We start from the raw sequence: 11628 nt of genomic DNA on the forward strand, positions 1-11628 counted from the left end.
GACTGCTTCTCCTTCTGCTTCGGGTAAACCCTCTCAGGGTAACCCACCGGGGAAAGCAGCCGGTTCATCCCATTAGCGGATGTTCATCGAAGTCGTTTTTCTTGAGACTTCTTCCATTTTCGTGGTCCTATGCGCGGTACACACGTGACAAGCGGAGGAAGGAATGAAGAAGAGAGTTCTCCTAGCGGCATCGGTGGGCTTATTCGCGTCCAGCGTTTTGGCAAGTGACCTTGACGTTCGCATATTGCGCGGATCCGTCCAGCTGGGCGGTTCCTTCACGGTGGCCATCAAAAGTGAAAACCCGCTCCCTCAAGGCGCAAGATGTATTCTTGAACTACCGGAGCCGTTTGCGCTGCATGTGCAGCAGGCGTCCGAGACTTGTGCGGCTTTGGAGATCACGCAGCATTACCGGCCAATTCTTGATGCCAATGGCTATGCCATCCCCTCCGAACAAGTGCCTGCCGTTATCCGCGTGCTTGGTCCTGAGGGGGATGAATTGGGGACAGTTGAAACAATGTTCCCATATAACAATCAGTTTTCTGAATTGCGGATCGTGATTAAGGGAGTGCGGAATCCTGTGTCAGTAGGACAAACGTTTGAGGCGGTGGTTCAAGGCGCTGGTCAGCCCATCGACCCCTCCCTTATGTGCAGATGGAATACCTATGGACCTGTCAACTTCGAGCCGACGTCTGACAATGCCTGCATTGGAAAATTGACAGTGCTTGCCCCTACGGGTCGCGATGCAGACATGGATGTCGAGATCGTCAATCTCACGGATATGCACGCGGTGGGGTATGCGATCGCAAGCATGATTGTAGAGTAGCGAATACATTTTGGTGTGCAAAACATGGAGAAGACCAGGGTATTGAGCTGAAACTTGCTTCTTGTATCCTCCACTCCGCGATGGTGTAGAGGCCTACGGATGCGTTGAGGGTGAAGATCCGCGCTAGATCTTTTTTTACGGGTGCTGCCGACGGCTTTTCTAAAGGCCACTCTGGAGAACCGCCTCAGCTTCTCACTGCCATCACGGTACACGGCATTTGCATATAATGATTGAAAGATCGCGCGCCACTTCGTCGATGTGTTTCCGCCTCAGAATTGGATTTAGTTGGGTGTCAAGTGTGTCTTGAGGGAGGGTATTTTGGAGATTTTCAGAAGCGAAACGTCGACCAGAGATGGTACGGAAGTGACCTCAATCCGTGCTGACCTAAAGGCGGACGGAGGCTTGTTGGTTCATGGCCAGGACCTTGGTCCCAGCGTCGAAAAAATCTTTGGAGATATCGATTACGAGTACTGGCTTGACATCGATGAGGCCTCAATTCCTCAGCTCTTTATCCTGGTTTTGAAAGAGGCTTTTAACAGCGATGGCGCGCTGACTTTAGAAAGATTGCGCGACATTGCCCGATCCGGCGGCATAAACGTGAAATTTGGCAACTGGATCTAGCGCGCATCAACGCGCTTCTCCGATCAAGGCAAACCCGCTCCAAACAGCCGACTGTCTCACGCATCCTTCAAACGATCGGAGCAAGCAATCATTACCTTTTTTCTTTAGTTCGAGACGCATAGTCCAGCAATACTGCGGTTACTTCGGAGTGAGATGAGTTGCGAAAATACGGACATGCCGCCCTTCAAAATGTATGAGTTGTGGCATCGACTAGCTAACCATTCTGCTGAAGGATCATGACGGTGAACAACTTCAATTGGCGTCCCATTGAGCCGGAAAGTGACATCTTACTGCGCGATGATGAGTTCTCTTTCCAGTTTTCTGCGGCAGGACATCCTAGACTGTTTATCCGCATAGAAAAACCGACTGACGCCTCAGAGTTAAGAGTAAGTGATTTTCTAGTGTCCAATGATGAGATCCCGTTGGCAGCCCAAGCTTTTCAACATGCTGCCGACAAGATTGGGATTAAGTTTGCCGGCCGGTGTATCCGCGCGAGTAACATTTCGACTTCCAGCAATGACGCGGATGATCGTCAAGCCTTTGAGGCCGCACAGACAAAATTCAGCAGCGTTCTCGAGCATATGCTACTCATCGTTGATGACTGTCGCCTTGATCGATCGGGGAGCAGAAGTTTTGATATCGTTCTTAAGGTTCTTTGATGTTTGAGACACTGTGCAGATTGTCAGAATGGGCCAAGCTGCAACGTTTAGTTTGGGCGGTAATTTTGGTCTTCGCCTTGCTTGGGTTTGGCATCACAACGGCGGCATTTCTTGTCGACCTCTTGGATGGTATAGCCGCCCCTTGGGTGCAGGACATGGTCTCGCTGATCCGCAAACACTTACAACTGGACGAAGACATTGCCGATTTTCTGAGATCGGTCTCTCTCACACTGATCGGCGTCTCCATCCCCTACATTTTGATCGTCTGCCAGCAACGAAAAGCAGTGATATCCGCGCTCGCGTCGGGCTATTGGCTCAATTTTCTTCGCCATTTTGTCGGAGGAGACTTTAAGGTTGTCCTGCTGCCCCCTGGTCATTTGATCACCCTTGAAACAGACAGCGCTATTAACCAAACCAAAGCGATCTTCTGCAGCAGATGGGAGATCGAACTTCGAGAAGAATACATCAAAGAAGCGGGACGAAACGTATTGGTCGTCTATTATGATGGCCAAAGGTTGCCTGTTGTCGTGGACATGTGCCGAAACTTGGCTGTTTTAGGTCAGATAATCGAAAATGAGCTTGGTCGCGTTTTTGGCGGCACCTTTTGCACGGCGGAAACGAAGTTCGCCTATCTCAGCAAGAAGTACTTCACGCACCTAAAGTCCAAGTGGATCTCCAAAATGGACTTGGTCAATTCCATTATGGTTCTCGAGGGGATCGAGGATCCGCGGTTTGAGGCGATAATCAAGAAAAACGTTGGACTTGCCTAACGACTGGTTTGTCCGCAACTCAGCCATAAGACAGTGCCGGACCAAGGGCCGCTACTCCCGAAACCAGTCATCGAGGTCGCAAAGCAGACGTTGCTCCGAATGCAGACAGCGCTGAGTGACAGCTATTCGCCTTCAAGCAGTCATCAGACCGAAACATTCAGATGTCTCAGGAGAGCCCATACCTACGAGATGCTGCGCCACTCTCGAATGGCTGGTTTTGAAACTTCTAGTTGAGCAGCGAAACGACTTGATCGGTTTCGGGTCTTCGCCTCGCATCTTCGGGCAGCCGAGCACACAAATGACGCCCCGTATGGCAGGTGCGCTCGCTGGCACGTTTAAGCGAACCGTTCGCGAGCGCTTCTTCGATCAGGCACAGATGCCCGATCAAGACGCCGGCACCGGCCTTGGCCTCTTCCACAGCAAGGCTGTAGAGGGAAAACTTCGGACCGCGTATCGGATCGCTTGTGGATGTGGCTGTTGCCTTTGACCAAACGGCCCAGTCATCTGCCCATGTCTGGTCGTGCAGAAGCGTCGCTGTCTCGAAGTCTGCGACCCGTTCCAGAAGCGCGGGTGCGCACACCGGTACAATCTCATCAGCACAAATCGGGACCTGATCGGGGGACCCATCCAGCACATCGAAGAAGATCGCCAGATCGAACAGTTCTCTCGACAGGCTCGGCGGGGTTTCCATGGCCGTGACCGAGAAGTTGATTTCGGGAAAGTATGCTCTGACCTTGCTCAGTCTTTTGGGCAGCCAAAGCTGCGCGACAGACGGAAGCGCAGCGATGTGAAAATCCACGTCCGGACCAAGGTTGCGCAAGGCGCGCGTTGCATCCGCCAACGCGTCGAAGGCAGATGTGAACCTCGAGACCAGCGAGGCTCCGGCCTTCGTCAACTCCACCCCTTGGGCGTTGCGGCGAAAGAGTGGAGTACCCGCCCAGTCTTCCAGAGTCTTGATATGCTGAGAGATCGCGCCGGGTGTGACGCAAAGTTCGTCCGCAGCAGCGACAAAACTTACCCGCCGCGCAGCGGCTTCAAAGGCCCGCATGGCATTCAGGGGTGGGCCCTTCGGACGTTTGGGGGCGACGCTCATTTCCTAGCCTTAGTTTTTCTACGCCCAGAAATATCAAATCTGCTTTGCGCAGTCACGCCTCAGGCGCCAGATTGGTGCAAATAGGAGGATGGCGCATGACACTTGCACAGCGAAACTGGGTTCCCGGAACGAGCGAAACACTGGTCCAGGACATTGCCAACAAGGCTGCATCCAAGACCTCGGCCGATCTTCTGGCCCGGGTTCAGACACTCGCCGAACGGAACCGTGTGATCCACGAGGAAGAATGCTTCAACCTCAACCCGGCGACCAATGTTATGAACCCCAAGGCAGAGGCGCTCTTATCGTCAGGTATCGGATCGCGTCCGTCCTTGGGCTATCCCGGCGACAAGTACGAAATGGGACTAGAAGCGATCGAAGAGATCGAGGTAATCGCCGCCCAGCTTTCCGCCGAGGTGTTCGATGCCAGTTTTGCAGAGGTCCGCGTGCCCTCTGGCGCGATTGCGAATCTCTACGGCTTCATGGCGACGTGCAAACCGGGTGACACGATTATTGCACCGCCCGCGTCGATCGGCGGGCATGTGACGCACCATATCGCGGGTTGTGCGGGGCTTTACGGCCTGCGCACGGTCGAGGCTCCCGTGAACGCGGATGGCTACACGGTCGATCTGGATCAGCTGCGCTCATTGGCCCTAGTCGAACGCCCCAAGCTGATCACCATCGGCGGCAGTCTGAACCTCTTTGAGCACCCCGTGGCCGACATTCGTGCCATCGCGGACGAAGTCGGCGCCAAGGTCATGTTCGACGCGGCCCACCAATGCGGGATCATAGCCGGGCGGGCGTGGTCGAACCCGCTGAAGGAAGGCGCGCATTTCATGACGATGAGCACCTACAAAAGCCTTGGCGGGCCGGCCGGGGGATTGATTGTTACCAACGATTCCGAGATCGCCAAAGCGCTTGATACCATCGCGTTCCCGGGGATGACTGCAAATTTCGATGCTGCAAAAACGGCAGCTCTGGCCGTGACCATGCTGGATTGGAGGGACTTCGGGGAAGCCCATGCAAACGAGATGATCGCAATGTCGCAAGCATTGGCGGCCGCATTGGACTCAGAGGGCGTTCCGGTCTTTGCAGGGACCGAAGGCTTTACGAAATCCCACCAGTTCGCCGTGTTGGCCGAACCCTTTGGTGGCGGTCAGGCGGCGTCGAAAAAGCTGCGCCCGAATGGGTTCCTTGCTTGCGGCATCGGACTGCCGGTGGCTGCGGTTGACGGCGATATGAACGGGTTGCGCATTGGCACGCCAGAACTGGTCCGTTGGGGCATGACGACGGCCGACGCAGGTCAGCTCGCCGCGCTGATTAAACGCGGCCTCAACGGCGAAAGTGTCGGTGAAGAAGTGGCGTCCTGGAGGCGAGGCTTCGACACTCTCTGCTTTGTTCACTGAGACCGAAAGCGGCCATTTGTGCATTCTTGGCAAACGGCAGCTGCGTCCCGCAACGCAGACGTAGACGTGGCTCAGACCAACGTCAGCTGCGTGCAGGAGCGGTCGTTCAGGCACTAAAGCGAACGTCGCCGCGCGGTCTTGTTGTCTAGAATGGCTACTGAGCGCTGCTTTGCGGACATCTGACCGAAACGCTCAGATGTCTCAGAAGAGCCCAAAGGAGCCAGTCGACAAACGTTTATGTCACTGTCGCGATCGGGTAGCGTTGGATTTAAAGGATAACTCTGTCAAAGGATTCCACTGGACATGAGCGATGGGCAAACAGGCCGCTGTCTTTGCGGGAAGGTGGAGTACAACACAGGGGGTGAACCTTTGTGGGTTACCATTTGTTACTGTCGGTTCTGCCAGCGCGCCACAGGCTCAGATAGGATGATCGAGCCGATATTCGAACGCGACCCCTTCAGGTTTACTCATGGAAACCCGTCTGTTTACACGCTTCCTTCAGATGGAAGCGGTAAAGACATAAATGTCCATTTCTGCTCCGAGTGTGGGACAAAATTGGCTTTGACTTTTGAGCGATGGCCGGACCGTCTGGGAATTTATGTTGGCACGCTCGACAAACCTACATCCATTTCGGTGACGCCCGAAAACAGCAAGCACATATTTCTGTCCGAAGCGCGACCCGGAACCATTGTGCCGCCAGGCTTTCTTTTCTACGAACGACATGCAGCGGAGAACGACGGGACCCCGATCGAACCGAACGTGCGGAAAGAACCCTACGTGGTTGAGGGTTGAGTCAGCGCACCTTTGGATTTCTCGGGGCTGCTCTGTCCGCGTGGCGGTCATCCGACAAAATTTATCGGATAACCGCATCCGTAGCTGTTTCAGCTTGGCGGCGCGTAAGATCCTTTGACCTTTTTGTAGGTGTCTCTCGCCTTGTGCATTTCATCGTTACTGTACATCGGGATCGTCTTGAAGCTTTCGATTGCACCACCCATCGTCGCCACCAGTACGGTTCCAATGTACTCAGAAACGCTCGGCATGTCGGCTATCAGAGCGACATGGTGCTCCTGTCCGATCAAACCATAGAATCCGATAAGTTTTCCCCCAGCGGCTTCGCAAACGGTTCGGGCCACCTCCTGGCGATCAGTGTCTCCTTCGACGATCGATTGAACCGCAGTAGGCGTATATTTCATCATGAACATGTAAATAGCCATTTCGTACCTTCCTTGGGATTGTGTGCCCACGACTTTCGTAGGCTTCCATTGCTGGAAGGTCTCTTGCCATTGGTCTGCTTAGCACAAAGGGCGACGAAAAGCACGTTACCATGAAAACCGGAGTGCCCAGATCGAGCGATAGCGTCGAATGGCCGAATTGTCCGCTCAGCAGAACTTAGTGCTGTGCGCAGCTAATGGCTGGAACGAGCCCAAAGTTCCAAATGCTGCACAGAGCACAAATGTCCGCTCGGCTTTGCGTGAATGTCGCCATCCCTGAAATTGGGACTTCCATCGGTTAAATATTCTTTATGATCTCCCAACGACTTTCAGTTCTCCCAGGCTCTGTTCAAGGCCTACCATCGCAACTGATCACGGGAGGAAACCATGAAATTCTACAAATCCGGCAGCGATACCCTGCCACCAAGCATCGAAAACGCCGCTATGTCTCAAGGCGCTCGTACAGGCGATGTCAACCGCCGCGAGTTTCTGGCTGTGGCAACGACGTTCGGGGCCACAACAGCAACCGCCTATGCCATGCTGGGGATGAACGCACCCGCCTTAGCGTCCGAGACCCCAAGAGCCGGAGGCACGCTTCGGGTCGGCATGGTGGTTCGGGCAGGCAAAGACCCCCGGTCCTATGACGACAGTCCACAGGCCAACATCAGTCGGGGCTGGTTGGAATACCTCGTGCGGTACACGCATGACTTCACGTTTGAACCTATGCTGCTGGAAAGCTGGGAGATCAGCGAAGACGCAAAGACCTACATTCTGAACGTGCGCCCAGGCGTGACGTGGCACAACGGCGATGCGCTGACGGCGGAGCATGTTGCGCACAACATTGCGGGTTGGTGCGACAAGGATGTCGAGGGCAACTCCATGGCCGGGCGTTTCGGGACATTGATCGATCCCGAGACAGGCAAGGCTGCGGAAGGCGCGATTGAGATCGTGGATGACATGACCGTCCGCTTGAACCTGCCCGCGCCGGACATCACTCTCATCGCTGGCATGGCCGACTATCCGGCCGCCATCGTGCATCCAAGCGCAGGCAGTGCGGACCCCTTCAAGGCTCCTCTGGGCACCGGCCCCTACACCCTTGAGAGCCACGAAGTTGGCGTGAAAGCGGTGCTGGTCCGAAAAGAAGGGCATACATGGTGGAACGAGGGCAACGGGGCTTGGCTGGATCGCATCGAATACATCGACGTCGGCACCGACCCCACGGTCATTGCGTCGCTCTACGAATCCGAGGAGATTGATGCGAATTACGAAAGCAGCGGTGAGTTTGTGGCCCTCCTGACTGATCTGGGGCTTGATCAGAACGAGGCTGTCACAGCGGCAACAATCGTTTTGCGGACAAATCAGTCGACAGACACAGACCCTGACAATCCTTACGCCGATGGGCGGGTGCGCCGGGCCTTGTCCATGGCCGTTGACAACAACATCCTGCTAGAACTGGGGGTCAACGGTCTGGGTATCACGGCTCAAAACCACCATGTCTGCCCGATCCATCCCGAGTACGCCGAGGTCGACCGCCTGCCATATGATCCGGCGGGGGCCATGGCCCTGCTGACAGAAGCCGGGATGGCAGACTTTGAGCATGAACTGATCTCGATCGACGATGACTGGCGCAAGAACACGACCGATGCCATGGCGGCTCAGCTGCGTGACGCGGGTATCAAGGTCAAACGCACCGTCATTCCCGGCTCATCTTTCTGGAATGATTGGGCAAAGTTCCCGTTCAGCTCGACTAACTGGAACATGCGCCCGCTTGGGGTGCAGATTTTGGCACTTGCCTACCGCTCTGGCGAGGCATGGAATGAAACGGGGCTCAACAATGCCGAATTCGACAGCTTGCTTGCCGATGCGTTGGCCACGCCTGATGCGGACGCACGACGCGAGATCATGGCCAAGCTGCAGACCATCATGGTGGAGGAAGGCGTGGTGACGCAGCCCTACTGGCGGTCCCTTTACAATCACAGCCGTCCCTACGTGAAAGGCATGGGCATGCATCCGACCTTTGAAATCCATATGGATAAGATCTGGTTGGACGGGTAAGGCAACGTCCATGTCGGCCGGGGATGAACAGCTGAAGGCTGGCACAAGCAAGGAATGGAACTGGCATCCGGATCTGCCTGTCGCCGTCACACCCCTGTTTTCCTGGCCGCCAAGGCCAATTGCAACATTGCGGTGGTTTGTAACCAACTGGCTGCCGATCACCGAATATCTGATCTATGCACTGATGGCCTGGGCCGTCTGGGCTTGGGTGGTGCCACCCTTGGAGCAAATGCAGCACTTAAGCTGGGGATGGGTGTCGCAGCTTTGGGCGCGCAATTTGATCCTGATGACCTTCTTTGCACAAGGGCTGCACCTGTGGCTTTACGGATGGAAGAAGCAGGGCGACGATTTCAAGTTCGACCGGCGCGGGCTGGCCAAGAACGCGCGTGTTTTCCTGTGGAACGATCAGTATTGGGACAATGTCACTTATGCGCTTCTGTCGGGGGTGACCGTGTGGACCTTCTATGACGTCATCGTTTGGATGGGCTATGCCAACGGTTGGGCACCGATGATCACATTCAACAGCAATCCGATCTGGTTCTTGGCACTGTTCCTGTTGCTACCCGTTCTACAGTCTTTCCATTTCTATTGGCTGCATCGCGTGCTGCACGTCCCATGGATCTACAAACGCGTGCATGCGGTGCATCACCGCAGTGTTTCGGTGGCCCCTTGGTCCGGCTTTTCCATGCATCCGGTCGAGCATGTCGGCTACATGTCTCTGCTGCTGATCTTTCTGGTTCTCCCTGCGCATCCGACCCACTTCCTCTTCATCGGATATTCCCTGGCGCTTGCCTCAGCTACGTCGCACGCCGGATTCGAAAAACTGGTTCTAGGAGACAAGGCCCACCTGAAGGTCGGCTCGTTCCACCACCAGTTGCATCACCGGTACTTTGAGTGCAACTACGGCGGCCCGGAAATGCCGTGGGACAACTGGTTCGGCAGCTTTCACGATGGCAGCCCGGAGGCGACGGAGCGTGTGCGCGAAACCAAGAGGCACATGCACTCGAAGTAGGCGTTTGATGACTGCGCGCGGGCCGCCTACCTCTCATGCAGAGGTCTGCGTGGTTCTGACGGTCAAGTCAGATCCCATTTCTGCCATCAGCCAATCCACGAAAAGGGCAATATTCGGATCAGGTTTCCCCGCCTTCTTCGTTGCAACAAACCACGGCAGAGGCTCGGGCACCGTCTGCTCGAAGGGCTTGATCAAGCGACCACTGGCCAGATCACGTTTCACGAAGGGCGCGCGCGCGATGCCGATGCCTTTGCCCTTCAGCACCGCTTCGCGGACCAAGGGGTAGTGGTCAAAAACCGGCCCGTAGGTCATTTTTTCGGGGCTTATGCCGACGTGGCGCAACCAGCAGTCCCAGTCCGCCACATTCCCGGTGTTTGGGACCGACAGAAGCTCAGCCGATTCCAAGAGGGCCAGATCAACCGGACCTTGCTCAGCCCCCGCCCAACCAGGTGTGCACACCGGGAAGATGTCGGTTTCAAACAGGAATCGATAGTCGTACCTGGGATCAAAGGGTGGCGCGTTGAAAATACCCACATCAAAGCGGTGAATGTCGTAATTCCCGTCCTCAAAGGACGAGATGATGCGGACCCTGATCGTCGGATTGTCTTGCAGAAATTCGGCAAGCCGGGGCTGCAGCCACATCGTGTTGAAGCTGTTGTAGGACTGGACGCGCAGAACATTCGCCTCATCCGGCGCTTGCAGGCGCTGCGTGGCGTCCATGATGCCCTGAATGTGTTCACGGATCGACGGATAGTATTGCGCCCCTGCCGGTGTAAGTTCCACCGACCGGCTGTTTCTGACAAACAGCTGAATGCCGACAGCCTGTTCCAGCGTTTTGATCTGATGGCTGACGGCAGCATGTGTGACATGCATTTCATCGGCTGCCTTTCGAAAACTCCTGAAGCGCGCAACCGCTTCAAAAGCACGAAGAGACGTCAGGGTGGGCATGCGCGTGGCCAAGGTGTCTCTCCTAAACTCAAAGGTCGTGAGGCAAAAGGAAAGCCCCGCAATAACGGTAAGATTTGTTTGCCGATGAAACAATTCATTTCACTACTAAATGCAGGGCGAGAGGGTCAGTTTGTCTGGAGAATTTCAGCCATAAGACCCTGCCTTTTGGATCAACCATGTCTTGTACAATCACAGAAAAATCCAACCGCATTCATGCGCTCGTGCATGCGATCATGCAGTTCTTCGAAATCAATCTTGCGCAGGCGAAAGGCGTGGACCAGGTGTTGGAGAAGATGCAATCCATGGATCTGTCACTGGGAGCGACCGTAGATGTACCGCCCTGCGACACGCGCCACGCTTCGGTTCTGAGAGAGGCGATTGAGGGCATCACAGCTCCGGGCTTGGGCGACATCAGCAACTGCCTCAAAGACGCCCGACGCGATCTGGTCTGGCGTGAAGACAACGCGCAATTCTACCCACCGAAGGCCGATCTTGGCGACGGCTATCGCAATTGCAACTTGCACAGCTTGCTCATCGGTCCGAATGCATGCGGGTTTGAAGCGCAGGACTTCTGCCTTGGCCTATTCATGCTGGGGCCGCGCACCCTTTACCGCGATCATGCCCATGATGCGCCCGAACTCTACGTGAACCTGTCCCCGCGTTCGGGATGGAGACTGTCGACCGGGGGCTGGCAGGACTACGAGGCCGGATCGATCATATGGAATGCGCCCGGTGAACCCCATGCGACACGCGCATACGACCGCCCCTTTTTGTCGGTGTTCGTTTGGTTGGAAAACATCAATGCTGTTTGCCGCGTTATTCCGTTCCCGGACTGGACAGAGATAGAAGAAAGGTTGTGCCGCAACGAGTTTTGACACCGCGAGCGGACATTACCTTGGACTTGGTCTATGGCAGCTTCGTCCGCCTTGCAGTCATAGCCCCGATTTCGCCGAACTTCCGGTCAGGTTCGAAGCGGTCATTCATAGGTGCCGATGCGCAATTTCTGGCGTGAATGGCAGCTTTTGCCAATACC

The 11628-nt window shown here is 55.3% G+C and carries 12 protein-coding genes and 1 pseudogene; 9 read left to right on the forward strand and 4 right to left on the reverse strand.

All coding sequences use genetic code 11. The features are described from left to right. The first annotated feature begins 163 nt into the window (after window positions 1-163). From AB2B41_RS22210 to AB2B41_RS22225, 4 genes are all read left to right on the forward strand, one after another. On the forward strand, window positions 164-823 hold the full coding sequence (locus tag AB2B41_RS22210; protein WP_367880017.1) for a hypothetical protein: 660 nt from the start codon (window positions 164-166) through the stop codon (window positions 821-823). Window positions 824-1141: 318 nt separating this feature from the next. Next, window positions 1142-1444 carry a hypothetical protein gene (locus tag AB2B41_RS22215; RefSeq protein ID WP_367880018.1) on the forward strand — a complete coding sequence of 101 codons (303 nt, stop codon included), beginning with the start codon at window positions 1142-1144 and terminating at the stop codon, window positions 1442-1444. A 236-nt stretch (window positions 1445-1680) separates the two neighbouring features. Next, window positions 1681-2103, forward strand: coding sequence for a hypothetical protein (locus AB2B41_RS22220; protein ID WP_367880019.1), 423 nt, complete (start codon window positions 1681-1683; stop codon window positions 2101-2103). Beyond that, window positions 2103-2873: a hypothetical protein gene (locus AB2B41_RS22225; protein ID WP_367880020.1), complete on the forward strand. Its 771-nt coding sequence runs from the start codon at window positions 2103-2105 to the stop codon at window positions 2871-2873. The genes AB2B41_RS22220 and AB2B41_RS22225 overlap by 1 nt, the downstream gene beginning before the upstream one ends. A 226-nt stretch (window positions 2874-3099) precedes the next feature. On the opposite strand, the gene AB2B41_RS22230 is transcribed toward AB2B41_RS22225, so the two are convergent. Both AB2B41_RS22230 and AB2B41_RS22235 read right to left on the reverse strand, forming a co-directional pair. Continuing rightward, complete coding sequence (locus AB2B41_RS22230; protein WP_367880027.1) at window positions 3100-3672, reverse strand: LysR substrate-binding domain-containing protein; 573 nt, start codon at window positions 3670-3672, stop codon at window positions 3100-3102. 93 nt (window positions 3673-3765) lie between these two features. Then, window positions 3766-3966: pseudogene (locus AB2B41_RS22235) on the reverse strand (LysR family transcriptional regulator); the annotation flags it as partial. A 95-nt stretch (window positions 3967-4061) separates the two neighbouring features. Between AB2B41_RS22235 and AB2B41_RS22240 the strand changes: the two are divergent. Both AB2B41_RS22240 and AB2B41_RS22245 read left to right on the forward strand, forming a co-directional pair. Then, complete coding sequence (locus AB2B41_RS22240) at window positions 4062-5369, forward strand: serine hydroxymethyltransferase (protein WP_367880021.1); 1308 nt, start codon at window positions 4062-4064, stop codon at window positions 5367-5369. 303 nt (window positions 5370-5672) lie between these two features. Then, the gene (locus AB2B41_RS22245; protein WP_367880022.1) at window positions 5673-6161 is read left to right on the forward strand and encodes a GFA family protein; all 489 of its coding nucleotides are present in this window, start codon (window positions 5673-5675) and stop codon (window positions 6159-6161) included. 89 nt (window positions 6162-6250) lie between these two features. Here the strand turns inward: AB2B41_RS22245 and AB2B41_RS22250 are convergent, their stop codons facing one another. Continuing rightward, window positions 6251-6583: a GYD domain-containing protein gene (locus AB2B41_RS22250; RefSeq protein ID WP_143028663.1), complete on the reverse strand. Its 333-nt coding sequence runs from the start codon at window positions 6581-6583 to the stop codon at window positions 6251-6253. 384 nt (window positions 6584-6967) lie between these two features. Here AB2B41_RS22250 and AB2B41_RS22255 point away from each other — a divergent pair, with 384 nt between their 5' ends. Then, the gene (locus AB2B41_RS22255) at window positions 6968-8635 is read left to right on the forward strand and encodes an ABC transporter substrate-binding protein (protein ID WP_367880023.1); all 1668 of its coding nucleotides are present in this window, start codon (window positions 6968-6970) and stop codon (window positions 8633-8635) included. Between the two features lie 10 nt (window positions 8636-8645). Continuing rightward, window positions 8646-9647: a sterol desaturase family protein gene (locus AB2B41_RS22260; RefSeq protein ID WP_367880024.1), complete on the forward strand. Its 1002-nt coding sequence runs from the start codon at window positions 8646-8648 to the stop codon at window positions 9645-9647. 33 nt (window positions 9648-9680) lie between these two features. Here AB2B41_RS22260 and AB2B41_RS22265 read toward each other — a convergent pair whose 3' ends face one another. Further along, window positions 9681-10607, reverse strand: coding sequence for a LysR substrate-binding domain-containing protein (locus AB2B41_RS22265; protein WP_367880025.1), 927 nt, complete (start codon window positions 10605-10607; stop codon window positions 9681-9683). A 62-nt stretch (window positions 10608-10669) separates the two neighbouring features. Here AB2B41_RS22265 and AB2B41_RS22270 point away from each other — a divergent pair, with 62 nt between their 5' ends. Then, window positions 10670-11470 carry a dimethylsulfonioproprionate lyase family protein gene (locus AB2B41_RS22270; protein WP_367880026.1) on the forward strand — a complete coding sequence of 267 codons (801 nt, stop codon included), beginning with the start codon at window positions 10670-10672 and terminating at the stop codon, window positions 11468-11470. Window positions 11471-11628: the final 158 nt, after the last annotated feature.

The organism is Sulfitobacter sediminis, assembly GCF_040811725.1.
Taxonomy (GTDB): Bacteria; Pseudomonadota; Alphaproteobacteria; order Rhodobacterales; family Rhodobacteraceae; genus Sulfitobacter; species Sulfitobacter sediminis.

Coding starts and splice junctions, on each gene's coding strand:
- AB2B41_RS22210 (WP_367880017.1), top strand. CDS start 164: ATGAAGAAGAGAGTTCTCCTAGCGGCATCGGTGGGCTTATTCGCGTCC.
- AB2B41_RS22220 (WP_367880019.1), top strand. CDS start 1,681: ATGACGGTGAACAACTTCAATTGGCGTCCCATTGAGCCGGAAAGTGAC.
- AB2B41_RS22225 (WP_367880020.1), top strand. CDS start 2,103: ATGTTTGAGACACTGTGCAGATTGTCAGAATGGGCCAAGCTGCAACGT.
- AB2B41_RS22240 (WP_367880021.1), top strand. CDS start 4,062: ATGACACTTGCACAGCGAAACTGGGTTCCCGGAACGAGCGAAACACTG.
- AB2B41_RS22245 (WP_367880022.1), top strand. CDS start 5,673: ATGAGCGATGGGCAAACAGGCCGCTGTCTTTGCGGGAAGGTGGAGTAC.
- AB2B41_RS22250 (WP_143028663.1), bottom strand. CDS start 6,583: ATGGCTATTTACATGTTCATGATGAAATATACGCCTACTGCGGTTCAA.
- AB2B41_RS22255 (WP_367880023.1), top strand. CDS start 6,968: ATGAAATTCTACAAATCCGGCAGCGATACCCTGCCACCAAGCATCGAA.
- AB2B41_RS22260 (WP_367880024.1), top strand. CDS start 8,646: ATGTCGGCCGGGGATGAACAGCTGAAGGCTGGCACAAGCAAGGAATGG.